This window comes from Stenotrophomonas sp. GW821-FHT01H02A (assembly GCF_059422145.1).
In genome coordinates, this window is the sequence record NZ_JBWKWI010000004.1 from 112645 (window position 1) to 135862 (window position 23218).

The window sequence follows — 23218 nt, forward strand, 5'->3', positions numbered from 1 at the left end:
CCGTCCATACGAGTGCTTTCCATGAGTCCTGACCTTCCTCTCCTCTCCCCCGAACAGGCACTGCAGCTGCTGGACCTGTTATCCAGCGATGATGCTTTTCGCAGTGAGTTTCATGCTTCGCCGGGCAAAGCGCTTGAGCGCATCGCACCGGAGGTAGCCGCCACCTGCCGTAGCTGCGAAACCCAAGGCCCGTTGGCAACCAAGGAAGAGTTCCAGCAGGAACGGGAACGCCTGGCCGCACGCCTCAGCGCCAAGGCCATCTTCCGTGTCCCGCACTGTTTCGTCAGCGGAGAGATCGACGCGCAACTGAGACATCCGCCGTCTCGGTGAGCTGCGGTGGCCCTGAAGTTCCGTGCAAGCGTGCCATGCGGAGATCGTAGGTGTTGAACACCTGCAGCACATAGGATCCTGCGCTCTCCGCATACGCACGTCCCGCTTGGGCAAGCAACCAGTTACGTGCGTCCTGTTGCTGTGCGCCCTTTTGCGCGTCAAGCGCCTGCCAAAGCACTACGCGTGCTTGATAGAGCTCTGTGCCATCCAGCAGGGGCTGCAAGCGTTTCACAGCCAGTGCATTGGCGCCGGCCAACCGTTCACTGTTGGCCTCGACGATCGTGACGAGTTCAGCACAGCGCGCATCGTTGAGTTCATTCGATGCAGTTCGCAGCGGCTCCAGCAGACGCGTGGCGACCTCCGCATGTCCGGCGCGCTGGGCGCCGTAGGCCGCAGCTGCAGCCATGAACAGCCAGTCCTGGCGATCATTGCCCTTGGCGTCTGCTGCCAGCTGCAGCAATTGGCGTGATTTCTTCTCGAAGATCTCGGCGCTCGCCGGCTTGCCTGTAGCCACGCCGAGCATCAGTTCCTGCAGGTCAAACAACGCACAGGCAAGTGTGCTCTCACCGCACGTTGCGCGTGCGTGCTTGTTCACTGCCCAGGCGCGAGCGGCATCGCCTGCATCGATGGCAACCGCGACTCCTTCCAGGCCACTGCTCAGCTCGTCCTCCGGCTCGCCTTCAATCATCCGCATCGCAGCGGCGAGATCGCCGGAAGCTGCAGTCGCGGCAATGACGTGACGATTGCTCGTCCAACGCCCTAACTTGGCAGAGCGTCGGTAGCTCTCCAATGCATCGTCATAGCGATTCTGGGCGAGCTGTGCGCGCCCAACGTCCTGCCAGGCGATCGATTGCAGAGCATTAGACGCCACGGCAGCGCGACGCGCGGCAGCTTCGGATTCGGCGTAATGCCCCAAGGTCTGCATGGCCCAGGCGTAATTGGCATTGGCACCGTGGTAATCGGGATACAGGTCGGCCAGCAACTTCCACTTTGCAGCTACGTCCTCGACGCGGCCGCCTCGTAGCTCAACGGCCCATGCGTCCAGGTAGAGGCGGTCGCGACCCGGAAGACGCGTGCGGATGGCGGTCGCTTTGTCGAGCATCGCCCTGGCTTGGTCGAGGTTGCCTCTCGATACGTCGATCCTCATCTGCCCGAGGTAGGCGAATGCAAATTGCGGATCGAAACGGATTGCCTGTTCGAAGTAGCGCGTCGCCTCGGCGTGGTGTCCGTCGGCGTACGCCTGCAGGCCCACGGCATAGGCATGCAGCGCATCCAGATCAGTGGTCGCCACCTGCGGCAAAGGCAATGAGCTCTGCGAGACTTGTTGAAGCGCTTCACCCAGTTCCTGGCGCAGCGCGGCGGTCACCGTATCTGTAGAGGCGAACAACGTCTTCATGCCGCGGTCTTCAGCTGACGTTGACCAGACCACTTTGCGACTTGCGGGATCAACCAGTTGCACCGTCACACGTAACCGGCCACTGACCTCCTCGACGCGTGGCACCACCACTGCCCGTGCGCCCTCCCGACTGGCCACTTCGATGGCGGTACTCATATCCAGCACAGGACGCTCGCGTTGCATGCGACCCAGCGCCTCGTCCGCCTTGAGGTTGCTCAGTACATTAACGTAACGGGACTGCTCCAGACTGATGCGGAACGCCTGTTCAAAGCCGTCGTCGAGCAGCATGTTGCCTGACAGGTTCTGCACATCAGCCAGCACCACCCAGTCACGTTCGGCAAACGCTATCGCCGGCACGGGCCGCAGCAACGCCCAGCCTCCCACCAACAGGATGGCGGCAATCACCAACTGCATTCCGACCGCCATCGGCTTGCGCCACCATGGCGTCGATGGCCGAGCCTTGCTGTGCCCGCGTGGACGACGGAACTGGGCGACGTCACTCTCTCCGACTTCGAACACCTCCTGCACCTGCTCTACGCCCTTGAACCGCCAGCGGCCGTGCGATTTCCATTTCAATCCTGCGCCGCGCTCACCCAGTTCGGCACTACTGCGCCGAACCATCGATTCGGCCGCAGAGGACAGCAGAATCTGGCCAGGTCTTGCCAACTGCATAAGGCGCGCAGCCATGGGCTTGGCCAGCCCCTCGACCTCCACCGGCTTGGCACCGTGCGCAACCGCCTCCGTGCTGTTGTTCCACAGGATGACTTCGCCCACGTTGAGACCGGCTCGGGCACGCACTTCGATGCGGCGCTGCGTGCCTAGCGCACTGAGGCTGCGTTGGTAATCCAGGGCGAAACCCAACGCATCCACCGGCCGCTCAAAGAGGAGAAACAAGCCATCGGAACGATCAATCAGCTGACCGTTCCAGCGCTGCTGCAACGCCAGCACCAGCCGGTCATGCTCCTGGAACAACTCCGCGGCCCCCGCGTCGCCAATCCGCTCGACCAGGATCAGCGAGTCACACAGGTCAGTGAACAACAGTGCCCGCATCTGCGGGGCCTGGGTCGACGTTCCGTTGTCGCCGTTCATGCCGATCTCCCGATCAGGGTGTGGCGGTCGCCGGCCGCGACCAGTGCAGGCGATTGCCGCCCAGCCGTTTGGCCTGGTACAGCGCATTGTCGGCGCGAGCGTACCACTCGCTCCAGTCGGTCCGTGGGTCGATCAGGCAGACGCCGATGCTGACCGGGCAGACATGCGGTACGCCCTGCGCGCGGCCCATCAGGCCATGCACTGCGCTGAGGATGAACTCGGCGGCGTGCTGCAAGCTGTCCTGGTCGGCGCTGCGCAGCAGCAGGCAGAATTCGTCGCCGCCCAGCCGGCAGGCCACGTCCGGCTCGGTGGCCACCGAGCGCAGGATGTTGGCCACGCTCTGCAGCACGCGGTCGCCGGCCTGGTGGCCGTGCACATCGTTGACCTGCTTGAACTGGTCGCAGTCGATCAGCAGCAGCCCCTGCGGCGCGCTGTCTTCCTGCGCGCGGCAGTCCTGCAGGTACAGGGCCAGCCCGCGGCGGTTGTGCAGCCCGGTCAGTTCATCGGTGCGCACCAGCTCGCGGGTGTGGGTGAGCTGGTGGGTGGTGACGTAGAGATTGTCCAGCGCGGTTTCGAGATCGTGGTTGCGGCGGCGCAGCTGACGGATCAGCACCTGTTCGTTGCTGACCACGCGCATGATCGTGCGGCGCAGGAAGTAGGCCAGCAGGCCGGGATCGCGGTCGACCAGGCGCTGGAAATCCTCGTGGTCCAGTTCCAGCACGACGCTGTCCTCGACCGCACGCGCGCCGGCGGTGCGCTGGTGATCGCCGATCAACAGGCCCAGCTCGCCGAAGAATTCATTGGGACCGAGCGACTTCACGACGAGGTCTTCGCCGAAATCCAGCTCGACACAGCCGCTGACGATCACGTACATCGTGTTGCCGGCGTGGCCGCGATGGAACAGATGCGTGCCCGAGGGCAGCTTGCGTTGCCGTCCGAATTCGGAGAACAATGCGGACTCGCCGTTGCTCAGGATGGCGTGCACGATCTCAGCCATCGCCTTGCGGTCGATGTCTGTTTCCTGTTCGCACATGATCGCCGTCGCACCCTTGCCGGTCATTTCCGAACACCCGCTTCCCAGCGCCCCCTGGTGAGCGAAGGAGGATAGCACTCCTCAAAACTGTGCGCCCTATCCCATTTCCGACTTTCAGCCCCCAACATCGTGAAAAGACACGGGTTCCCCGGTGTCCGACGATGTGAAGACGCGGGTCTGAAGACGGCACCGGGCGGCAGGTCCCCCCGACCGGCCGCCCTGCAGGCCTTCCCTGGCCTCCCCTCGCCGGGTCAGGCCGCCCGTTCGGCGTTGAACTGTTCTTCCTCGGTGGACCCGCTCAGGGCGGTGGTCGAGGACTGGCCCTGCTGGATCGCCTGGGTCACCGCGTCGAAGTAGCCGGTGCCGACCTCACGCTGGTGCTTGACCGCGGTGAAGCCCCGGTCGGCGGCAGCGAACTCGGCTTCCTGCAGCTCCACGAAGGCGCTCATCTGGCGGCGGGCGTAGCCGTGGGCCAGGTTGAACATCGAGTAGTTCAGGGCGTGGAAGCCGGCCAGGGTGATGAACTGGAACTTGTAGCCATAGTTGGCGATCTCCTTCTGGAAGGTCGCGATGGTGGCGTCGTCCAGGTTCTTCTTCCAGTTGAAGCTGGGCGAGCAGTTGTAGGCCAGCAGCTTGCCCGGGAATTTCGCGTGGATGGCCTCGGCGAACTTCCGGGCGAACTCCAGGTCCGGCTTGCCGGTCTCGCACCAGATCAGGTCGGCATAGGGCGCATACGCCAGGCCGCGGCTGATCGCCTGGTCCAGGCCGTTGCGGGTCTTGTAGAAGCCTTCCACGGTGCGCTCGCCGGTGGTGAACGGCTGGTCGTTGCCATCGACATCGCTGGTCAGCAGGTCGGCGGCCTCGGCATCGGTGCGTGCCACCAGCAGGGTCGGCACGCCCATCACGTCGGCGGCCAGGCGCGCGGCGTTGAGCTTCTCGATCGCCTCGCGGGTCGGCACCAGCACCTTGCCGCCCATGTGCCCACACTTCTTCACCGAGGCCAGCTGATCCTCGAAGTGCACCCCGGCCGCACCGGCCTCGATCATCGCCTTCATCAGTTCGAAGGCGTTGAGCACGCCGCCGAAACCGGCTTCGGCATCGGCTACGATCGGCTGCAGGAAGTCGATGTCATCCTTGCCCTCGGCGTGGTGCAGTTGGTCGGCGCGCAGCAGGGTGTTGTTGATGCGCTTGACCACCGCCGGCACCGAATCGGCCGGGTACAGCGACTGGTCCGGGTACATCTGGCCGGCCAGGTTGGCATCGGCGGCGACCTGCCAGCCGGACAGGTAGATCGCATTCAAGCCGGCCTTGACCTGCTGCATGGCCTGGTTGCCGGTCAGCGCACCCAGCGCGTTGACGAAGTCCTTCTCCTGCAGGTAAGTCCACAGCTTCTCCGCGCCCAGCCGCGCCAGCGAGTGCTCCACGTGCACGGTGCCACGCAGGCGCACCACATCGGCGGCGGTGTAGTTGCGGGTGATCCCGGCCCAGCGCGGGTCGGTGTTCCAAGCGTGCTGGATCTGTTCGGCGGTCTGCAGGGTGCTCATGTCGAATCTCCAAAGGGAACGGATGCGGTAACAGCAGGTGGATGGATGGCGCTCAGTCGAGACGGTCGTAGGCCGGCAGGGTCAGGAAGTCGGTCAGCGCGTCGCGGCGGCTGAGTTCGGCCAGCAGCGCGATGGACTCGGGGATGCGCGCGCCGCCGGGCAGCGCGGCGGTGTCACCCAGCCGCGCCGGCAGCTGGGCCAGGGTGGCGTCGAGCAGGGCCAGGTCGATGGCGGTGCCGTCGTCCAGGTGCTGCCCGGGGGTGTGCAGCCACTGCCACAGCTGGCTGCGGCTGATCTCGGCGGTGGCCGCGTCTTCCATCAGGTGGTGGATCGGCACGCAGCCGTTGCCATCCAGCCAGGCGGCCAGGTAACGCACGCAGACTTCGACGTTGCCCTCGAAACCGGCGCGGGTGATCGTCCCGGTGGGCGCGGCGATCAGGTCATCACGGCCGACCTGCACGTCGTTGCGCAGCACGCGGTGCTGGTTCGGCCCGGGCATGTGTTCGTCGAAGATCGCCTGCGCGACCGGGATCAGCGCGGGGTGGGCGACCCAGGTGCCGTCATGGCCGGCGGTGACTTCGCGCAGCTTGTCCGCCCGCACCCGCGCCATCGCCTGCTCGTTGGCGGCCGCATCGTGGTTGATCGGAATCTGCGCGGCCATCCCGCCCATCGCATGTGCGCCACGGCGGTGGCAGGTACGGATCAGCAGCTCCGAATAGGCCTTCAGGAACGGCTGGGTCATCGTCACCTGGCCGCGCTCGGGCAGCACCTTGTCGGCGTGCCGGCGGAAGGTCTTGATGTAGGAAAAAATGTAATCCCAGCGGCCACAGTTCAGACCGACGATGCGGTCGCGCAGCGCGTGCAGGATCTCGTCCATCTCGAACACGGCCGGCAGCGTTTCGATCAGCACCGTGACCTTGATCTGGCCGTGCGGCAGGCCGAGCATGCCCTCGATGTGCGACAGCGCGGTCTCCCACAGCGCGGCCTCTTCCATGCTCTGCAGCTTGGGCAGGTAGAAGTACGGCCCACGCTGCTTGCACATCAGCGTGCGGGCATTGTGGAAGGCGAACACCGCCGCATCGAACAGGCCACCGGCGATCGGCTGGCCGTCGATGCGCACGTGCTTCTCATCCAGGTGCCAGCCACGCGGACGCACGATCAGGACAGCCTGCTCGTTGAACGGACGCAGCGTGTACTGCTTGCCCGGCTTCCCATCGACGGACGGGCCGGTATAGGTCAGATCGCCACGCACCGCGCCGATCAGCGCCTGCTGGCCGGCCAGCAGATTGCGCCAGGCCGGGGCGGTGGAATCCTCGAAGTCGGCCATGAACACCTTGGCGCCGGAGTTCAGCGCGTTGATGACCATCTTCGGATCGGTCGGGCCGGTGATCTCCACCCGGCGGTCCTGTAGCGCCTCCGGCAGCGGGGCGACCTGCCAGTCGCTGGCGCGGATCTCGGCGGTATCGGCACGGAAGTCCGGCAGGCCGCCGCCATCGAAGAAGGCCTGGCGGGCCACCCGTGCCTGCAGCCGGCGCTGGCGCTCCGGCTCCACCGCCCGGTGCAGGGACACCAGCAGCGCCAGTACCCCCGCCGGCAGCAGCGCGGACTGGCCGGCCAGCTGGGTGGTGAGGGCGATGCCAGGGGTGGCCGGTGCATCGGCGGGGGTGGGCTGGGCGGTGGCGTAAGCGACGGCGGACATGGCGGGCTCCTGCGGTGCGGTTGAGCTCCACCGTGCGCCGCCGCGCCGATATTTGACAAAGCAGTTATTGCAATGGCTTACATAAGGTGTGCTTATACTCATGACGCCATGACCACGCCGCGCACGCCAAGTCCCCGGTTTTCCTACAAATCCGACCGGCTCAAGCCGCTGCGGGCGTTCTGCCAGACGGTCCGCCTCGGCTCAGTCTCACGGGCAGCTGAGGCGCTTTTCGTCAGCCAGCCGGCCATCAGCCAGCAGTTGCAGGCCCTTGAGCGCGAACTCGGGGTCAACCTGTTCGAGCGCAGCGGCCGCCGCCTGGTGCCCAGCCGCGAAGGCCAGCTGCTGTATGACATGGCGCTGCCGCTGGTGGAGAACCTGGACGGGCTGGAGGCCAGCTTTCGTGACAAGGTGAAGGGGCTGGATGCCGGCGAACTCAACATCGCGGCCAACAGCTCGACCATCCTGTACCTGCTGCCGCGCATCGTGGAGCGCTTCCGCCAGCGCCACCCGGACGTCCGCCTGACCCTGCACAACGCGATCAGCGCCGACGGCACCGACCTGCTGCGCAGCGATGCGGCAGACCTGGCGGTGGGCTCGATGACCGACGTGCCGGCCGACCTCAGCTACGCCCCGGCCTACCGCTTCGAGCAGGTGCTGATCGCCCCGCCCGAGCATCCCCTGGCGCACGGCGAGCTCAGCCTGGACGCAATCTCGCAGTACCCGCTGGTGCTGCCGCCCAAACGCCAGATCACCTACCGATTGGTGGACCAGGTGTTCCAGCGGCATCGGCTGCCCTACACCGTGGCGCTGGAGGTCGGCGGCTGGGAAGTGATCAAGCAGTACGTCGCGATGGGCATGGGCATCTCGATCGTGCCGGCGCTCTGCCTCCACGATGCCGACCGCGAAAAGCTGGTGACGCGCTCGATGAGCGCCTGGTTCCCAGAGCGGAGTTATGGCGTGATCGTGCGCCGCGGACGGTTTCTGTCACCGCAGGCGCGGGCGTTCATCGAGCTGATCCAGCCGGACCTGTTCAGTCCGCGCAGCTATGATGAAAGCGGTCATTCCGAGCGCTGACGCACGCCCCATGTCCATCGAACTCCGCCACCTGCGCTACTTCCTGGCCGTCGCCGAGACGCTGCACTTCGGGCGGGCGGCCGAGCGGCTGGGGATGTCGCAGCCGCCGCTCAGCCAGCAGATCCGCCAGCTGGAGACACTCCTTGGCGCGCGGCTGTTCCTGCGCGCGAACCGGCGCGTGGAGCTCACCGATGCCGGGCGCGTGCTGCAGGAGCAGGCGCGCGAGGTGCTGGCGCGGGTGGACACCGCGATCGATCTGACCCAGCGCGCACAGCGCGGGGAAACCGGCGAGCTGCGCATCGGGCTGACCCGGGCCACGCCGCTGTCCACGCAGATTCCGCGCGCGATCTTTGCCTACCGCCAGCAGTTTCCGCAGGTGCAGTTGACGCTGCGCGAGATGAACACCCTGCAGCAGATCGATGCGCTGATGGCCGGCGAACTGGATGTCGGGTTGATCCGCAAACGTGCCCTGCCCGCGCCGCTGATGTCACGCAAACTGTTCAGTGATCCACTCGCACTGGTGGTGCACGACCAGCATCCGCTGGTGCGTGAGTTGCCGGCCGATGCGGCGGTGGCGCTGCGGCTGTTCGCGCATGAGCCGTTCGTCGGGTTCCTGCGCGAGGTCGGCGCGGGCATCCACGATCACTTCATCGCGTTGTGCCGGGGCGCCGGCTTCACGCCGCGCATCGTGCAGGAAGCCGGGGAAGCCTCGACACTGATCAGCCTGGCGGCCTCAGGCCTGGGCGTGACGGTGCTGCCCGCCTCGTGCAGCCATATCCAGGTGGACGGCGCGCGCTTCGTCGCACTCAGTGATCGCGCGGCCAGTTCGGAAGTGCACGTCGCCTGCCGACGCGGTGCGGCGTCGCCGCTGATCGGTCACTTCACCCGGCTGCTGCAGGGCGTCAGCGGCTGAGCGCGAGCGCGGCGGCGGCCGGTTGCACGCGCTGGCCCAGGCGCCAGGCGATCACGCCACCGGCCACGGTCAGTACGCCGACGAAGCCGCACACGCCCAGCCAGTCCCAGCGGGTGTAGAACACGCCGCCGAGCACACCGGCCACGCTGGAACCCAGGTAGTAGGCGAACAGGTACAGCGCGGACGCTTCGGCCCGCATCGCACCGGCGCGGCTGCCGACCCAGCTGCTGGCCACCGAGTGACCGCCGAAGAAGCCGAACGTCACCAAGGCGATGCCGGCCGCCATGCAGCCCAGCCACGGCATCGCCAGCAGCACGATGCCCAGCGCGATCAGCCCGTAGCAGATCGCCAGCACGCGGCTGCGTCCATGGCGATTGGCCTGCTGCCCCATCCACGCCGAGCTGAAGGTGCCGACCAGGTATACGCTGAAGATCAGGCCGACCACGGTCTGGCTGAGGCCATACGGCGGCGCCAGCAGGTGGAAGCCGAGGTAGTTGTAGAGGGTGACGAACACACCCATCAACACAAAGGCGGTGGCGAACAGCCACGGCAGGCCGGGATCGCCGAACAGACTGCGCCAGCGCGCGGGCAGTTCGCGCAGGCCGCCACGACGGCTCTGGAAGTGGCGCGAGGGCGGCAGCTGGATCCACAGCAGCACGGTACTGAGCAGCGCGATCAACGAGACCACGCCGATGCCCCAGCGCCAGCCCCAATGGTCGGCCACGATGCCCGCGATGAGACGACCGCTCATGCCGCCGATCGCGTTGCCGCCGATGTACAGGCCCATCGCCAGGCCCAGCGCGCGGCTGTCCATTTCCTCGGCGAGGTAGGTCATGCCCACCGCCGGTACGCCACTGAGCGCGATGCCGAGCAGCGTACGCAGCACCAGCAAGGTGGTCCAGTCGTCCACCATCGCGGTGGCGACGGACAACACGCTGGACGCCAGCAGCGCCGCGACCATCACGCTGCGGCGGCCGACGCGGTCGGAGATCAATCCCGCGATCAGCATCGAGACCGCCAGCAGACCGGTGCTCAGCGACAGGGTCAGCGCACTGTTGGCCGCGGAGACGCCGAAGTGGCGACTGAACTCGGGCAGCAGCGGCTGCACCGTGTAGAGCAGCCCGAAGGTGGAGAAGCCGGCCAGGAACAGCGCGGCGGCCGTGCGCCGGAAGGCCGGGGTGCCCTGCTGGATCTGGTCGCCGGCCGCCACTGCGGTGGTGGTCGCCGGAGGGCTGCGGTCGGGGACCGCTGCGGTGTCGCCATTCATGCCGGTAAGGCCCGCGTGGACGGGCCGGAGCGAAGAGTCAGCGCTCAGGATAGGCAGCGCCGGCAGGTCGATCCATAACCTGATAGGTCTTGATCGAGACGTTACAGATATCGATTCAGTTCGCGGGCGCGATTACAGCGCCTGCCAGGTCAGGCCTTCGCCGCGCCGGTAGTAGACATGCGAGGCCTTGCCGTACAGCGCGCTGGCCTGGACCAGGCCGAAGAAGCGGCCATCGGCGCTGTTGCCGCGGTGGTCGCCGAGCATCAGCACCTGCCCGGCCGGCACGGTCAGGCCGGTGATCTCCGGGCCGCCGCCCTGGCCCAGGTCCAGCTGGGCCAGATGCTGGCCGAAGTCTTCGATCTCGCCCACGCCTGCCTGCGCCAGCGGATGGCCATTGATGCTCAGATGGCCATCGTGCAGTTCGACCCGATCCCCGCCGACCGCCGCGATGCGCTTGATCAGGCGGGTGCCATCCTGCGGTGAATCGAAGATCGCCACGTCGCCGCGCTGCGGTTGGCCGGTGTGCAGCAGCTCCACCGAGGTGAACGGCAGGCGCACGCCATAGGCGCGCATGTCCACCACTACCCGGTCGCCCGGCATCAGCGTGTGCTGCATCGAGCCGCTGGGCACCTGGTAGTGGTTGGCGAGGGTGTCGCGCGCGGCGGCAAGCAGGCCGAGCATCAGCAGCAGCGGCAGGGCTTCTTTCTTCAGCCAGCGCAGCAGGCGGTGGTCGGCAGGGGCAGAGGCGGCGGCGGGGGTGTCCATGCGGGCGCTCCAGGGAGGATGTGGCTGTGACCGGACAGGCGATGGGCAAGTTCCCTGCCCCGGCCTGAAAAAGCTACGCACTGTTTACGCCGGCCCGGCCCGGTCGGCATCGCGGTTTTACGGGGCGCGGCCGCATCGTGGCGACACCGCGCCGAAGGGCGCTTCGAAGAGACGTTCCATGACCATCCTGCTGATCCGGCATACACCGTCGAACGCCGTGCCGGACGCGTCGCCGCTGCCTGCGCGGGTCGCCGGGCACCGCCTGGCCTGCCGCGACTGCGACTCCCTGCCGGCCCTGGTGCGCTGCCTGCAGCGTGCCCAGCGCAGCCGTCCGGCGCTGGTCCTGATCGCCACCGCGGCGGTCGATGCACCGCAGTGGGCCCGTTATGGCCAGGCACTGCGCACCGCGCTGGAGGACCTGCCGGCGCCGTACATCGAGATGGCCAGCAACGACGATGACGCGCTGGACGAGCACCTGCATCCGCAGCATGCTCCGGCCGCGCGGGTGGTGTGCAGCAGTGGCCGCCAGGATGCGTGTCGCCTGTCGTTGGCGATCGCCGCCCATCGCCTGCAGGCCGTGGAGGGCTGAGCCATGTCGATCTTCATCATCCGCGGGCCGGAAGCGGCCGGTCAGCTGATCCGTACCGCGCAGCCGTTGCCGGCGCTGGTCCTGAAATCCCTGGTGCATCGCGCGATCGATGCGGGCACCACGGTGGCGATCCGCGCGTGTGGCTCGGAGCAGGAGCTGCTGGATGCGCTGCGCGTGGCCGATCACAGCCGCGGCGAAGTCACCCTGCTGGATCCGGGTGCGTGCGTGGACAGCGCGCGCCTGCAGCGCCTGCTGCCGCATCTGCACAACGCCTACGTGGAAGTGCACGACGACGATGCGCGCGCGCCGGAAGCGTGCCTGCCGGCGGATGTGGGCCAGCGCATCGGGGTGGCGCGCGGCTACTGCGCGCAGAGTTACATGCACGCGCTGGAGATCGCGCTGGATCACCTGGGGTGCAGCGAGATCGCCGAAGGCGTGCACGTGGGGACGTGATGCGCGGGGTCGGTGGGGCGGCATACCAAAAAAAACGGCAGGGTTTCCCCTGCCGTTTTCGTTTCAGCGTGTACCGGTGGCAGGCGTACCGACCAACGGTCGGTACCTACCGCGATGCCGCGATTACTTCAGGCCACGATTGACCAGCAGCGGCTCCACCGACGGATCCTTGCCGCGGAATTCGCGGTACAGATCGGCCAGCTCCACGCTGTTGCCGCGCGAGAGAATCTTGTCGCGGAACACCTGGCCGTTCTCCGGGGTCAGGCCGCCGTTCTCCTTGAACCACTCGAAGGCGTCGTGGTCCAGCACTTCGGCCCAGAAGTAGGCGTAGTAGCCGGACGAATAACCGCCGCCCCAGATGTGATCGAAGTAGCTGGTGCGGTAGCGCGGCGGCACCTGCGGCAGGTCGACCTTGAACTTCTTCAGCGCGGCCGCTTCAAACGGGGCCACGTCCTGCAGCTTGGCGTCGGCCGGCTGGGTGTGCCAGGCCAGGTCGAGCAGGGCCGCCGAGAGGTACTCGGTGGTCGCATAGCCCTGGTTGAAGGTGCGCGCCTTGAGGATCTTGTCGACCAGCGCCTGCGGCATCGGCTCGCCGGTCTTGTAGTTCTTGGCGTAGTTGGCGAAGACCTTCGGGTCCAGCGCCCAATGCTCGTTGAACTGCGAGGGGAACTCGACGAAGTCACGCGAGGTGCTGGTACCGGCGATGGACGGGTACTTCACCTTCGAGAACATGCCATGCAGCGCGTGGCCGAATTCGTGGAACATCGTGGTCACGTCATCGAAGCTCAGCAGCGCGGGCTGGCCGGCGGCGGGCTTGGTGAAGTTGCACACGTTGTAGACCACCGGCTTGGCACCAGTCAGGCCGTCCTGTTCGACGAACACGTCCATCCAGGCGCCACCGGACTTGCTGTCACGCTTGAAGTAGTCGGTGTAGAACAGGGCCAGCGAGGTGCCGTCCTTGTCGAACACTTCGTAGACCTTCATGTCCGGGTGGTAGGTCGGGATGTCGGTACGCGGCTTGAAGGTGATGCCGTACAGCTGCGTGGCGGCGTAGAAGACGCCGTTCTGCAGCACGTTGTCCATCTCGAAGTACGGCTTGATCTGCGATTCGTCCAGGTCGTACTGGGCCTTGCGCACCTGTTCGGCGTAGAAGTCCCAATCGGAGGCGGCCAGCTTGAAGCCGCCCTTCTGCGCGTCGATCACCTTCTGCATTTCGCTGATCTCGCCACGTGCCTTGGCGGTCGCGGCCGGCACGGTGTCGGTCAGCAGCTTGAGCGCGGCGGCCGGGGTCTTGGCCATCTGGTCGGCCAGGCTGTAGGCAGCGTAGTTCTCGAAGCCGAGCAGCTTGGCTTTCTGCGCGCGCAGCTGGGCCAGACGCTGGATGGTCTCGCGGGTGTCGTTGGCGTCGCCCTTCTCGGCGCGGGTTTCCGAGGCCTTCAGCACGGCGGCGCGCTGCTCGCGATCGCTCAGCGAGCCGAGCACCGGCTGCTGGGTGGTGTTCTGCAGCGGCAGCAGGTACTTGCCCTCGAGGTTGCGGGCCTTGGCATCGGCGGCGGCGGTGTTGATCGCATCCTCGTCCAGGCCGGCCAGCTTGGCCTTGTCATCGACGACCACGGCACCGGCGGCGGTCGCGGCGACCAGGCGGGTGTGGAACTGCGTGGCCAGCGTGGTTTCTTCCACGTTGAGCTTGCGCAGCGAAGCCTTGTCGGCGTCGTTCAACTGCGCGCCGGCGCGCACGAATTCCTGGTAATCACGCTCGACCAGGCGCTTCTGCACCGGGTCCAGGCCCAGCGCGTCGCGCTGGTCGTAGATGGTCTTGATGCGGGCGAACAGCTTCGGGTCGAGGTTGATCTCGTCCTGGTGCTCGGCCAGCTTCGGGGCGACTTCTTCCTGCACCTTCTGGCGGGCATCGTTGGTGTCGGCCTGGACCAGGCCGAAGAAGATGCGCGACACGCGGGTCAGGGTCTCGCCGCTGCGCTCCAGCGCTTCGATGGTGTTGTCGAAGGTGGCCGGCTCGGGGTTGTCGGCGATCTTGCGGACTTCGGCCAGGTGCTGCTTCATGCCTTCGTTGAAGGCCGGCAGGTAGTCACTGTCCTTGATCCTGTCGAACGGCGGCGCCTGGAACGGCAGCGTGCTGGCGCTCAACAGCGGGTTGGCCGAGGCATCGGCCGGCTGCTGGGTCGGGGCGGGCTGGGTATCGGTCACGGGGGTGGACTCCTTGCCGGAACAGGCCGCCAGCGCCAGGCTGATGGCAGCGGCCAAAACTACGGTACGCGACATGAAACGGGCTCCTTGGATGAGGGCGCGGGACGGAAAATCCCGCAGCCGGTCACCCTACTCCCAAAGCCCGCAGGCGGCATGTGCCGGTCGTGGCGCGTGGCTGTGCGGGCCGTGGGGGCTACCCGGTCCGGCCCGCCCGGCGGCGCTCAGACGGTGCCGCGGGTCTTGCCCTGCCAGGGGCGGTAGTACTCGCGGATCGCGGCCATGTCGGCCACGTCGTTGCCGGTGGGATGGAACAGCGGGCCGATGCCGATGGTCTTTTCCGGGTAGTGGAAATAGGCGGCCAGCACCGGCACATCGGCCATGCGCGCGATCTTGAGGAAGCCGGCCTTCCAGTGCTGCACCGCCTTGCGCGTGCCCTCCGGGGTGATCGCATACCACAGGCGGTCCGAGCCACGGATCAGGCTGACCGCCTGCTCCACGGTGCCCTGCGGCGAACTGCGGTCCAGCGGGATCACACCAAGCCTGCGCAGCAGCGGGCCCAGCGGCCACCAGAACAGCGAGGCCTTGCCCAGCACCTTGACCTGCATGCCCAGCGCGATCTTCGCCGCCATGCCCCAGAAGCCGTCCCAGTTGGAGGAATGCGGGGCAATGATGAAGACCAGCTTGGGTACGTCCGGCAGGGTGCCGGTCACTTTCCAGCCGCCCAGGCGCAACGTGCAGCGGGCCAGCCAGCGGAGGAAGCGGTTCGGTTTGACCTGCGGCATGTTCGGCGGAACCACCGGCAGCAACGGACTTCGGTTGTTCAAGCAATCACTCCCAATTGCGTGTGGTGCGCCCGCGCTTGATCTGCGCGCGCCCCTTTTTGGCGTCCAGACGACGCAGTTTCGACCCATGGGTCGGCTTGGTGGCCACGCGTGCCTTGGGCACGCTCAGCCCCGCCTGGATGAAGGCGGCCAGTCGATCGCGCGCGTCCTCGCGGTTACGGTCCTGGGTACGGAAACGCTGTGCATCGATGACCAGCACGCCTTCGCCGGTCATGCGCCGGTCGCGGCGGGCCAGCAGGCGCGCGCGCAACGGCTCGGGCAACGAGGGCGAGCCGGCCACGTCGAAACGCAGTTCGACGGCGGTGGAGACCTTGTTGACGTTCTGGCCACCGGCGCCGCTGGCGCGCACGAACCGCTCGACGAGTTCCGTATCCGGAATCGTCAGGTGCGCGCTGATGGTGACTGGCCCGTTGCCCATGGGCGGCATTGTAAGGGGAGGACCCGCCGGCCGGGTGACTGCAACGTGCGCGGATATCGCCGATAACGTCCTCAATTACGGCCTGATGACGCCATCGCAGGTATTCTCCGGACTCCACGCAACGCAGGATGCTCCACCATGTCACTGATCCGCCCGCTGGCCCGCCGCGGCCTGACCCGCCTCACCCTGGCGCTCGCGCTGGGCCTGGCCGCGATCGCGCCGGCCCTGGCCGCACCGCCGTCGGATGCCGACATCAACCGCCTGCTGGCCGCCTCGCGCGCGCAGAGCATGCTCGATACGATGCTGCCGCAGATCGAGGCGATGCAGCGCCAGCAGTTCCAGCAGGTGGCCCAGCAGCGTCAGCTGGATGCGGCGCAGCAGGCGCAGCTGCAGCGGATCGAGCAGCGGACCAGCCAGACCGTGCGGCAGGCGCTGTCGTGGAAGGAACTGCGCCCGATGTACGTGGATCTGTACAAGCAGACCTTCAGCAAGGAAGACGTGCTGGCGATGGCCGAGTTCTATGAGAGCTCGGCCGGACAGAGCCTGTTGGATAAGACGCCGGCGCTGATGCAGAACGTGATGGTGGCAATCCAGGCCAAGATGCAGCCACTGTTCGTGGATCTGCAGAAGGACCTGGAGGCGATCGTGAATGAGCCAACACCAGCAAAAAAGTAGAGCCGACCGTTGGTCGGCTGTCGTGAAGCGCGCGGTGTGCCGTAGAGCCGACCGTTGGTCGGCTACGGCGTCAGCCCAGTTCCCAGCCAAACAGCTCCATCGCCTTGCGGAACTCGCCGTCCACCGGTGCGCTGATGTCCATCGGCGTACCGTCCGGATGCGGGAAGCGCAGGCGCTCGGCGTGCAGGAGCATGCGGTGGATGCCCTGCATGCGGAAGCTGCGGTTGTGGCGACCGTCGCCGTGGCTGGTGTCGCCGATCAGGTGGTGCGAGAGGTGCTTGAGATGGCGGCGGATCTGTCGGAACCGGCCGGTCTGCGGCTGGCAGCGCAGCAGGGCGTAGCGTGAGGTCTCGAACCCGCCCATCGGGATGGCGATCTCGCCCGCGGCGACGCGCTGGAAGTGGGTGATCGCCTGTTTCTTGACCGGCTTGCCGGGGCCGCCATCGAGGTCGTGGTCGACGGTGAAGGCGTCTTCGGCCGGCCAGCCGCGACAGATCGCCAGGTAATCCTTGGTGACGTCGCCGCCCATCAGCGACTTGCCGAGCACGCTGGCGCTTTCGCGATCAAAGGCGAGCAGCAGGCAGCCGCTGGTGGCGCGGTCCAGGCGATGGACCAGGAAAATCGGCTTGCCGAGCTGCTCGCGCAGGCGGTCGGCGAGGAAATCATCTTCGCCGCGGGCGAGCTTGCTGTCGTGGACCATCAGCCCGGCGGGCTTGTTGACCACGGCCAGCTGGTCGTCCAGGTGCAGCAGCTGCAGGGAACTGGCCTCTGCATCTTCGGTCATCAATTCGGCCCATTCACGTCAATTGGGGTGTCGCTCTCGAAGCTGCTAATCGGTATGACTTCATCTAATGCGACGACAATCCCACCTGTTTGAGCCAGCTTCGCGCCAAAAGAGGAATGCGATCAACAACCTCACGACCAAAAACTACCTCTGAGACGAGGCCCATGTTCAACATGTCAACAATACGGCATAGGTACGACTTGCCACATACCCACCAAGTGTAATGAGCGTCGACGACAAGTACATGTTCTGCGCGCCTACCGGCGCTACGATTCAGCTCATCGAGTTCCATTCCGTCCAACAGAGTCTCGTAGACTCCGTCAGCAACTCGGCTCCCGAATGAAGTCGTGTAGTAGTACTCCTTAATTTCCCAAACTGCGACAGGGTTAACCACGCTAGGGAACGCTCCATCAACGCGCCGAGCGAGCGTCCGGACTGGAACCCCGTTGTGCGTAAAAGTCGTCAGCTGTCCGGGAGCGTAGTTGCATTTAGCATCCCCTATTGCCTCATAGATGAGCATATTGACCAGCCCCGTAAGGTATGCAGGAGCCTGCATTGCACCTTTCTGCTTGTTCATCGGCAGTGGGCAGGCAGAAGATGGCCGCACTCTCATCAAGACGTCGTCGAACAGAACTTTCGCCTGTTCGGCATTCATAAGCTGGTGCTGGACAAAGTTCGTAAGCACGTCAGCCCGATACGCAAAGTACCGGACAAGTCTTACTCCAAGTTCAGTGGGTACGCCGTTCTTTAGAACTAGCGTTGGGTCTAGACTCAATCTATCAAGACCATTCGCTAGCTCTTCGACTGTATGGACCTTGATTACGCTAGTGCCCCTCGGGGCCCCCCATGCTGCACGCTTTGTGTATCCCAGTTGCTCAGACAGGGTGCGGACAAGAGCCCAAAAGCTAGGATCCTGCCACATGAACTCATCGTTACCTCTCATCGACTCTCCTTCTCAAACATTGAGACGAAGTCATGCAGACTTACGCCTAGAACTTTGCAGAGCTCCGCAAGCTCAACCAGATCCAGACGGCGCTCTCCGGACTCGTACTTGCTGACGTACGACTGAGGCTTTTGAAGAGCATGCGCAACCTCCGTCTGGGTCAACTGAGCTCCCGCTCGCAGGTCCCGAAGAAGGGTGGATAGGATTGCACTGAGATCTTGGCCCGTATTCATCGATGGCAACTTTAGTCCCAAGTTGCCTTTTATCCCAATTTAGGATATTGTTTTACCATGAACCGGCTTGCCCAAATCCCCCAGCTTACTCTCCATCTGCCCCGAAATGACTTCAAGGGGCAACTCCTAAAGTGGGTCGGCAATAAGCAAAGGTTCGCTGGGGAGCTTATCTCTCATTTTCCCTCGAAGTTTGGCACCTACATCGAGCCATTCATTGGTAGCGGCGCTGTGCTAGCCACGCTTGCTCCACAACGCGCAATCGCGGGTGACGCATTCAAGCCTCTTATCGAGATCTGGAATGCCCTCAAGCGCAATCCGGAAGAGGTTGTCGGTTGGTACAGTGACCGCCATGCCCTTGTCGCTGAGCTGGGGAAGGAGCAAGCATACAAATCCGTCCTAGCTTCGTTCAACAATGGCGCGAACGGGGCTGATCTTCTGTTCCTTTCACGCACCTGTTACGGGGGCGTAGTTCGCTTTCGCAAGTCTGACGGTTTTATGTCAACACCTTGCGGCCCCCATCGACCAATGCCTCCAGAAAATTTTGCCCAACGCGCAAGGATCTGGCATGACCGAATTAAGGGAGCCGCGTTTTTTCACACGGACTATCGTGAACTCATGAACAAGGCTAAGCCTGGAGACCTTGTTTACTGTGACCCTCCATATGTGGACTCTCAATCAATTCTCTACGGTGCTCAGACGTTTCGTCTATCGGAGCTGTTTGAAGCGATCGAATCGTGCAAGCGTCGAGGTGTTTCGGTTGCGCTAAGCATCGATGGAACGAAAAAGTCTGGTGCCAGCATAATCCGCTTAGACCCGCCGGAAGGATTATTCGAAAGAGAATTATTGGTTAATTGTGGGCGCTCGATGCTCAAACGTTTCCAAATGGATGGAAAGACGCTTGAGAGCGAGGTCGTGGCTGACCGATTACTGCTTACCTACTAATAAGCGCCACCGCCCTAGTTACGAGTACGTTTTCACCCTCACGGTTATGAAGGGCATTTCTGCACCGACTGGCTCATAACATATGCAACATATGCACTTACGGGAGGGCCGCGCCGAATGCCTGCAGTGCCATTGAACGCGCCTTGACCCTTTAAACTGCAGCCCAAGGTCAGCGCCGCCACCAGGCGCTGGCCAGCGAGAACACGCCCGCCGCGCCGGTCACCCAGCTCCACACCGGGGCATCGCCGAAGTACCAGCCCCCCGGCTGCAGGCCGTACAGCACCGCGGCGACGATCATCAGGCCGACGCCGGCGATCGCAGCCACGGCGCGCTTCTGCAGCTTCTGCACGCTGACGTTCAACGCCGCCAGATCGCGCGAGCGCATCGACAGCTCATGGTCGCCTTCCACCTGCTGGCGCAGCCAAGCGTGGACCAGGCGCGGCATGTCCGGCGTATGCGTCATGATTTCGGGCAGGCGTTTGCGCACTTCCTTGAGCACGCGGCGCGGGCTGTAGCGCTCGCGCAGGATGCGTTCGAGCACCGGCCGCGCGACCGCCCAGATATCCAGTTCCGGATCGAGCTGGCGGCCGACACCTTCGATGTTGAGCAGCGTCTTCTGCAGCAGGATCAGCTGCGGCTGCAACGTGAGCTCGTAGCGCTGGGCCACGCGGAACAGCTTGATCAGCACCTCGGCCAGCGAGATCTGCGAGAGCGGGCGGGTGAAGTACGGTTCGCACACCGAACGCGCGGCCGCTTCGAGTTCATCGATGCGCACGTTGTTCGGCATCCAGCCGGCTTCCACATGCAGCGCGGCCATGCGCCGGTAATCCTTGTTGAAGATGGCCATGAAATTCTCGGCCAGGTAGTACTGATCTTCTTCGGAGAGCTGGCCCATGATGCCGAAATCCAGCGCGATGAAGCGCGGGTTGTCGCGGCGCGCCGGATCGGTGTCGACCCAGATGTTGCCGGCGTGTGCATCGGCGTGGAAGAAGTTGTCGCGGAACACCTGGGTGTAGAACACCCGCACGCCCTTGGCGGCCAGCGCCTTGCGGTCGATGCCGGCCTTGTCCAGCGCGACGATGTCGTCCGATGGGATGCCCCACACCCGCTCCAGGGTCAGCGCGCGCTCGGCGGTGTGGCTCCAGATCACCTCGGGCACGTACAGATCATACGACTCCATCCAGAACCGGCGCAGCACGCTGGCATTGGCGCCTTCGCGCTGCAGGTCCAGCTCGGCGGCCAGGGTATTTTCGACTTCGGCGACCACTTCGCGCGGGCGGATCTTGTCAGCGCGCGGATGCGCGCGCTCGATCAGCGCGGCAGCCGACTTCAGCAGCGCGATGTCGGCGTCGATCTGCTTTTCGATGTCCGGGCGCAGCACCTTGACCACCACCTGGCGACCATCGGCCAGCGTGGCCGCGTGCACCTGCGCGATCGAGGCCGAGGCCAGCGGCTGCAGATCGAAGCTGGCGAATGCCTCGCTGACCGGGCGGCCGAGCGCGCGCTCGACGATGGCCTGGGCGGTGGCGCCATCGAACGGTTTGACCCGGTCCTGCAGCAGGGTGAGTTCGTTGGCGACGTCGGCCGGGATCAGGTCACGGCGGGTCGAGAGGATCTGGCCGAACTTGACGAAGATTGGGCCGAGGTCCTGCAGCGCCAGGCGCAGGCGCGCGCCGCGCGACTGTGCGGCGATGTCGGCCGAGGCACGGGGCACGAACGGCTTGGCCAGGCGCAGCCAGCGCTCGGCCGGGGTGCCATGGAGCAGATCGTCGAGCCGGTAGCGCAGGATGATGCGGCCGATGCGGCTGGCCCGGAAGATCGCCTTCATGCGCCCACCTGCCGCAGGCGCTGCACGCGCACGGCCATGCGTTCGACGTCATCACGCATCACGTCCACGTCGTCGTGGAAGGCATCCAGTTCTGCTCGCGGTACCACGTCGCGCGACTCCTCGGTGACAAATTCAGCGGCGCTGTGCGCCAGGTCGGACGCGCCGCGGCGCGCGTGCTGCAGGGCCGAACGCAGGGTGTTGGCGATCTGCACGCCCACCACTTCGCCGAACACGCGCACGAACGGCTGCTGCCAGTCCGGATCGAAACGGGTGGCCAGCTGCTGCAGGCGGCGGGCCAGCTCGGCATCGCCGGAGACCTTGACCCGCCCGGCCGGCGCATCGCCGCCACGGCGGGCATTGGCCAGGAACGGCAGCTGGGCCAGCACCCCGCCCAGCGTGCTGCGCACGGCCAGGTCCGGCTCCTGCTGCGGATCGACCGGGCCGACGGTGAGGCGCTCACCCTCCACCCCGATCCGCATCGCCAGCGCGGGCGATTCCAGGGTCAGGGCGATGTGGCGGCCATCCAGCGCGGCCAGCGCGCTGCGGGTGTCCGGGTCCAGCGCCAGCGCGCGGTTGAGCGTGAGCTGCAGCGCATTGCCGGCCAGCGGCTTGAGGGAAGAGAGCAGGGAACGGGCCATCGCCGCATTCTACCGTGTGCCCTTGAACGGCGGGCGTGCGCAGGCATCACGCGCCGCCACGCGGCCGATGTCCACCGGATCGACACCGGGCACGCGTTTTCCCGGGCGCCGACTCGGTTCATGCTATGCCTCCCCAACACAGCGACAGGAGCGGCAACAGGCATGGGCAAGACCCGGGTAGGCATCATCTTCGGCGGCCGGTCGGCCGAGCACGAGGTCTCGCTGCAATCGGCGAAGAACATTCTCGATGCGCTGGACAAGGACCGGTTCGAGGTCAGCCTGATCGGCATCGACAAGCAGGGCCAGTGGCATGTCAGCGACCCGCGGGACTTCCTGCTCAACGCCAGCGACCCGGCACGGATCGCACTGCACCGCTCAGGCAATGCGGTGGCGGTGCGCCCCGGCCTGGAGCGCCAGCAGCTGGTTCCGAGTGATCCAGCGACCGCGCTGGAGCAGATCGACGTGGTCTTCCCGATCGTGCACGGCACCCTGGGCGAGGATGGCTCGCTGCAGGGCCTGCTGCGCATGGCCAACCTGCCCTTCGTCGGCTCCGGCGTGCTGGGCTCGGCGGTGGCGATGGACAAGGACGTGGCCAAGCGCCTGCTGCGCGATGCCGGGCTGGCGGTGGCGCCGTTCGCGTGCTTCAACCGGGTCAGCGCGACCAAGGCCGACTACACCGCATTGGTCGCCGAATTCGGCACGCCACTGTTCGTGAAGCCGGCCAACCAGGGCTCGTCGGTCGGCGTCAGCAAGGTGCGCAGCGAGGCGGAGTTCCACAGCGCACTCGCGCTGGCGCTGTCGTTCGATCACAAGGCGCTGGTGGAATCTGCGATCACCGGCCGCGAAATCGAGTGCGCGGTGCTCGGCAACGAACATCCCGAGGCCAGCGTCTGTGGCGAGGTGGTCGTGCACGATGATTTCTATTCCTACGACACCAAGTACATCAGCGAAAGCGGTGCGGACATCGTGGTCCCGGCGGCCATCACCGAGGCCGAGCAGTCCCGTATCCGGGAGATCGCGGTGCAGGCCTACCAGGCTCTGGATTGTGCCGGCCTGGCCCGCGTGGATGTGTTCCTGACCGCGGCCGGCGAGGTGGTCATCAACGAGATCAACACCCTGCCCGGCTTCACCCGCATCAGCATGTACCCGAAGCTGTGGGCGGCCAGCGGGCTGGATTACACCGCCCTGATCACGCGGTTGCTGGAACTGGCGATGGCCCGGCATGCGCACGAGCGCGACCTGCGCAGCTCCATCGCAACGACGGCCTGATCATCGTTGCCGATGTCAGGCCGTCATGGTTTCCGCAGCGCGTCCCACGCCGGAGAGAGGTGGCGCGGGACGCGCCGGACACTAGGTCCGCTTGCGGAACATCGACACCACCGCCAGGATCAGGAAGACGACGAACAGGATCCAGGCGACGTTGCTGGCGGCGCCGGCAATGCCCGAGAAACCCAGTACCGCCGCGATGATGGCGATGACAAAAAAGATGACGGCGTAATGCAGCATGTCGACCCTCGCGTTGATGCGTGCCGGAGTTGGCGTGGGGCCATGTTCACCA

Annotated in this window: 23 protein-coding genes; 8 read left to right on the forward strand and 15 right to left on the reverse strand. The window is 65.6% G+C overall.

Translation table 11 applies throughout. From position 1 onward, the window contains the following. The first annotated feature begins 21 nt into the window (after positions 1-21). Positions 22-330, forward strand: a complete 309-nt coding sequence (locus AC07WC_RS07850; protein ID WP_495209505.1) for an NHLP-related RiPP peptide — start codon at positions 22-24, stop codon at positions 328-330. On the opposite strand, the gene AC07WC_RS07855 is transcribed toward AC07WC_RS07850, so the two are convergent. From AC07WC_RS07855 to aceB, 4 genes are all read right to left on the reverse strand, one after another. Next, positions 284-2815 (reverse strand): putative peptide modification system cyclase, encoded by a 2532-nt coding sequence (locus tag AC07WC_RS07855; protein ID WP_495209506.1) that lies wholly within the window; start codon positions 2813-2815, stop codon positions 284-286. The two genes, AC07WC_RS07850 and AC07WC_RS07855, sit on opposite strands and share 47 nt — an antisense overlap. 13 nt (positions 2816-2828) lie before the next feature. Continuing rightward, entirely contained in the window at positions 2829-3875 is a 1047-nt protein-coding gene (locus AC07WC_RS07860) for a GGDEF domain-containing protein (protein WP_495209507.1), read from the reverse strand. Between the two features lie 224 nt (positions 3876-4099). Beyond that, the gene (aceA, locus tag AC07WC_RS07865) at positions 4100-5392 is read right to left on the reverse strand and encodes an isocitrate lyase (RefSeq protein WP_421117192.1); all 1293 of its coding nucleotides are present in this window, start codon (positions 5390-5392) and stop codon (positions 4100-4102) included. Between the two features lie 52 nt (positions 5393-5444). After that, on the reverse strand, positions 5445-7091 hold the full coding sequence (gene aceB, locus AC07WC_RS07870) for a malate synthase A (RefSeq protein ID WP_495209508.1): 1647 nt from the start codon (positions 7089-7091) through the stop codon (positions 5445-5447). A 108-nt stretch (positions 7092-7199) separates the two neighbouring features. Here aceB and AC07WC_RS07875 point away from each other — a divergent pair, with 108 nt between their 5' ends. Both AC07WC_RS07875 and AC07WC_RS07880 read left to right on the forward strand, forming a co-directional pair. Next, entirely contained in the window at positions 7200-8165 is a 966-nt protein-coding gene (locus AC07WC_RS07875) for a LysR family transcriptional regulator (RefSeq protein ID WP_495209509.1), read from the forward strand. 10 nt (positions 8166-8175) lie between these two features. Continuing rightward, positions 8176-9078 (forward strand): LysR substrate-binding domain-containing protein, encoded by a 903-nt coding sequence (locus AC07WC_RS07880; protein ID WP_088434797.1) that lies wholly within the window; start codon positions 8176-8178, stop codon positions 9076-9078. Here AC07WC_RS07880 and AC07WC_RS07885 read toward each other — a convergent pair. Both AC07WC_RS07885 and lepB read right to left on the reverse strand, forming a co-directional pair. Further along, the gene (locus AC07WC_RS07885) at positions 9068-10345 is read right to left on the reverse strand and encodes an MFS transporter (protein ID WP_495209510.1); all 1278 of its coding nucleotides are present in this window, start codon (positions 10343-10345) and stop codon (positions 9068-9070) included. The genes AC07WC_RS07880 and AC07WC_RS07885 overlap by 11 nt on opposite strands. Positions 10346-10477: 132 nt before the next feature. Further along, the gene (gene lepB / locus AC07WC_RS07890) at positions 10478-11110 is read right to left on the reverse strand and encodes a signal peptidase I (RefSeq protein ID WP_495209511.1); all 633 of its coding nucleotides are present in this window, start codon (positions 11108-11110) and stop codon (positions 10478-10480) included. A gap of 178 nt (positions 11111-11288) precedes the next feature. Here lepB and AC07WC_RS07895 point away from each other — a divergent pair, with 178 nt between their 5' ends. Beyond that, positions 11289-11699 (forward strand): hypothetical protein, encoded by a 411-nt coding sequence (locus AC07WC_RS07895; protein WP_046272279.1) that lies wholly within the window; start codon positions 11289-11291, stop codon positions 11697-11699. A 3-nt stretch (positions 11700-11702) separates the two neighbouring features. Then, positions 11703-12152, forward strand: coding sequence for a 3-dehydroquinate dehydratase (locus tag AC07WC_RS07900; RefSeq protein WP_046272278.1), 450 nt, complete (start codon positions 11703-11705; stop codon positions 12150-12152). A gap of 123 nt (positions 12153-12275) precedes the next feature. Here the strand turns inward: AC07WC_RS07900 and dcp are convergent, their stop codons facing one another. The 3 genes from dcp to arfB all read right to left on the reverse strand — a co-directional run bounded on the left by dcp (position 12276) and on the right by arfB (position 15617). After that, positions 12276-14432, reverse strand: a complete 2157-nt coding sequence (gene dcp, locus AC07WC_RS07905; protein ID WP_179460526.1) for a peptidyl-dipeptidase Dcp — start codon at positions 14430-14432, stop codon at positions 12276-12278. Between the two features lie 146 nt (positions 14433-14578). Further along, positions 14579-15139, reverse strand: coding sequence for a lysophospholipid acyltransferase family protein (locus tag AC07WC_RS07910; protein ID WP_253247775.1), 561 nt, complete (start codon positions 15137-15139; stop codon positions 14579-14581). 46 nt (positions 15140-15185) lie between these two features. After that, positions 15186-15617, reverse strand: a complete 432-nt coding sequence (arfB, locus tag AC07WC_RS07915) for an alternative ribosome rescue aminoacyl-tRNA hydrolase ArfB (RefSeq protein WP_293983559.1) — start codon at positions 15615-15617, stop codon at positions 15186-15188. Between the two features lie 138 nt (positions 15618-15755). Here arfB and AC07WC_RS07920 point away from each other — a divergent pair, with 138 nt between their 5' ends. Then, the gene (locus AC07WC_RS07920; RefSeq protein WP_495209512.1) at positions 15756-16292 is read left to right on the forward strand and encodes a DUF2059 domain-containing protein; all 537 of its coding nucleotides are present in this window, start codon (positions 15756-15758) and stop codon (positions 16290-16292) included. Between the two features lie 70 nt (positions 16293-16362). Here the strand turns inward: AC07WC_RS07920 and AC07WC_RS07925 are convergent, their stop codons facing one another. The 3 genes from AC07WC_RS07925 to AC07WC_RS07935 form a co-directional block, all read right to left on the reverse strand. Continuing rightward, on the reverse strand, positions 16363-17076 hold the full coding sequence (locus AC07WC_RS07925) for a pseudouridine synthase (RefSeq protein ID WP_495209513.1): 714 nt from the start codon (positions 17074-17076) through the stop codon (positions 16363-16365). 64 nt (positions 17077-17140) lie between these two features. Continuing rightward, positions 17141-18019 (reverse strand): DUF7687 domain-containing protein, encoded by an 879-nt coding sequence (locus AC07WC_RS07930; RefSeq protein ID WP_495209514.1) that lies wholly within the window; start codon positions 18017-18019, stop codon positions 17141-17143. Then, positions 18016-18252, reverse strand: a complete 237-nt coding sequence (locus AC07WC_RS07935) for a helix-turn-helix domain-containing protein (RefSeq protein WP_495209515.1) — start codon at positions 18250-18252, stop codon at positions 18016-18018. The genes AC07WC_RS07930 and AC07WC_RS07935 overlap by 4 nt, the downstream gene beginning before the upstream one ends. 57 nt (positions 18253-18309) lie before the next feature. Here AC07WC_RS07935 and AC07WC_RS07940 point away from each other — a divergent pair, with 57 nt between their 5' ends. Continuing rightward, on the forward strand, positions 18310-19194 hold the full coding sequence (locus AC07WC_RS07940) for a DNA adenine methylase (protein WP_495209516.1): 885 nt from the start codon (positions 18310-18312) through the stop codon (positions 19192-19194). A 169-nt stretch (positions 19195-19363) separates the two neighbouring features. On the opposite strand, the gene ubiB is transcribed toward AC07WC_RS07940, so the two are convergent. After that, positions 19364-21022 (reverse strand): ubiquinone biosynthesis regulatory protein kinase UbiB, encoded by a 1659-nt coding sequence (gene ubiB, locus AC07WC_RS07945; protein WP_495209517.1) that lies wholly within the window; start codon positions 21020-21022, stop codon positions 19364-19366. Continuing rightward, positions 21019-21660, reverse strand: coding sequence for a ubiquinone biosynthesis accessory factor UbiJ (locus AC07WC_RS07950; RefSeq protein WP_495209518.1), 642 nt, complete (start codon positions 21658-21660; stop codon positions 21019-21021). Before AC07WC_RS07950 ends, ubiB begins: the two co-directional genes overlap by 4 nt. A 162-nt stretch (positions 21661-21822) precedes the next feature. Between AC07WC_RS07950 and ddlA the strand changes: the two genes are divergently transcribed. After that, positions 21823-22929 carry a D-alanine--D-alanine ligase gene (ddlA, locus tag AC07WC_RS07955; protein WP_495209519.1) on the forward strand — a complete coding sequence of 369 codons (1107 nt, stop codon included), beginning with the start codon at positions 21823-21825 and terminating at the stop codon, positions 22927-22929. An 81-nt stretch (positions 22930-23010) separates the two neighbouring features. Here ddlA and AC07WC_RS07960 read toward each other — a convergent pair whose 3' ends face one another. After that, entirely contained in the window at positions 23011-23166 is a 156-nt protein-coding gene (locus AC07WC_RS07960) for a DUF1328 domain-containing protein (protein ID WP_019184873.1), read from the reverse strand. Between the last annotated feature and the right edge of the window lie 52 nt (positions 23167-23218).

What these genes read in the sequence shown, in the direction of transcription:
- AC07WC_RS07850 (WP_495209505.1), top strand. Translation starts at nt 22, where the DNA reads ATGAGTCCTGACCTTCCTCTCCTCTCCCCCGAACAGGCACTGCAGCTG.
- AC07WC_RS07855 (WP_495209506.1), bottom strand. Translation starts at nt 2,815, where the DNA reads ATGAACGGCGACAACGGAACGTCGACCCAGGCCCCGCAGATGCGGGCA.
- AC07WC_RS07860 (WP_495209507.1), bottom strand. Translation starts at nt 3,875, where the DNA reads ATGACCGGCAAGGGTGCGACGGCGATCATGTGCGAACAGGAAACAGAC.
- aceA (WP_421117192.1), bottom strand. Translation starts at nt 5,392, where the DNA reads ATGAGCACCCTGCAGACCGCCGAACAGATCCAGCACGCTTGGAACACC.
- aceB (WP_495209508.1), bottom strand. Translation starts at nt 7,091, where the DNA reads ATGTCCGCCGTCGCTTACGCCACCGCCCAGCCCACCCCCGCCGATGCA.
- AC07WC_RS07875 (WP_495209509.1), top strand. Translation starts at nt 7,200, where the DNA reads ATGACCACGCCGCGCACGCCAAGTCCCCGGTTTTCCTACAAATCCGAC.
- AC07WC_RS07880 (WP_088434797.1), top strand. Translation starts at nt 8,176, where the DNA reads ATGTCCATCGAACTCCGCCACCTGCGCTACTTCCTGGCCGTCGCCGAG.
- AC07WC_RS07885 (WP_495209510.1), bottom strand. Translation starts at nt 10,345, where the DNA reads ATGAATGGCGACACCGCAGCGGTCCCCGACCGCAGCCCTCCGGCGACC.
- lepB (WP_495209511.1), bottom strand. Translation starts at nt 11,110, where the DNA reads ATGGACACCCCCGCCGCCGCCTCTGCCCCTGCCGACCACCGCCTGCTG.
- AC07WC_RS07895 (WP_046272279.1), top strand. Translation starts at nt 11,289, where the DNA reads ATGACCATCCTGCTGATCCGGCATACACCGTCGAACGCCGTGCCGGAC.
- AC07WC_RS07900 (WP_046272278.1), top strand. Translation starts at nt 11,703, where the DNA reads ATGTCGATCTTCATCATCCGCGGGCCGGAAGCGGCCGGTCAGCTGATC.
- dcp (WP_179460526.1), bottom strand. Translation starts at nt 14,432, where the DNA reads ATGTCGCGTACCGTAGTTTTGGCCGCTGCCATCAGCCTGGCGCTGGCG.
- AC07WC_RS07910 (WP_253247775.1), bottom strand. Translation starts at nt 15,139, where the DNA reads ATGCCGCAGGTCAAACCGAACCGCTTCCTCCGCTGGCTGGCCCGCTGC.
- arfB (WP_293983559.1), bottom strand. Translation starts at nt 15,617, where the DNA reads ATGGGCAACGGGCCAGTCACCATCAGCGCGCACCTGACGATTCCGGAT.
- AC07WC_RS07920 (WP_495209512.1), top strand. Translation starts at nt 15,756, where the DNA reads ATGTCACTGATCCGCCCGCTGGCCCGCCGCGGCCTGACCCGCCTCACC.
- AC07WC_RS07925 (WP_495209513.1), bottom strand. Translation starts at nt 17,076, where the DNA reads ATGACCGAAGATGCAGAGGCCAGTTCCCTGCAGCTGCTGCACCTGGAC.
- AC07WC_RS07930 (WP_495209514.1), bottom strand. Translation starts at nt 18,019, where the DNA reads ATGAGAGGTAACGATGAGTTCATGTGGCAGGATCCTAGCTTTTGGGCT.
- AC07WC_RS07935 (WP_495209515.1), bottom strand. Translation starts at nt 18,252, where the DNA reads ATGAATACGGGCCAAGATCTCAGTGCAATCCTATCCACCCTTCTTCGG.
- AC07WC_RS07940 (WP_495209516.1), top strand. Translation starts at nt 18,310, where the DNA reads ATGAACCGGCTTGCCCAAATCCCCCAGCTTACTCTCCATCTGCCCCGA.
- ubiB (WP_495209517.1), bottom strand. Translation starts at nt 21,022, where the DNA reads ATGAAGGCGATCTTCCGGGCCAGCCGCATCGGCCGCATCATCCTGCGC.
- AC07WC_RS07950 (WP_495209518.1), bottom strand. Translation starts at nt 21,660, where the DNA reads ATGGCCCGTTCCCTGCTCTCTTCCCTCAAGCCGCTGGCCGGCAATGCG.
- ddlA (WP_495209519.1), top strand. Translation starts at nt 21,823, where the DNA reads ATGGGCAAGACCCGGGTAGGCATCATCTTCGGCGGCCGGTCGGCCGAG.
- AC07WC_RS07960 (WP_019184873.1), bottom strand. Translation starts at nt 23,166, where the DNA reads ATGCTGCATTACGCCGTCATCTTTTTTGTCATCGCCATCATCGCGGCG.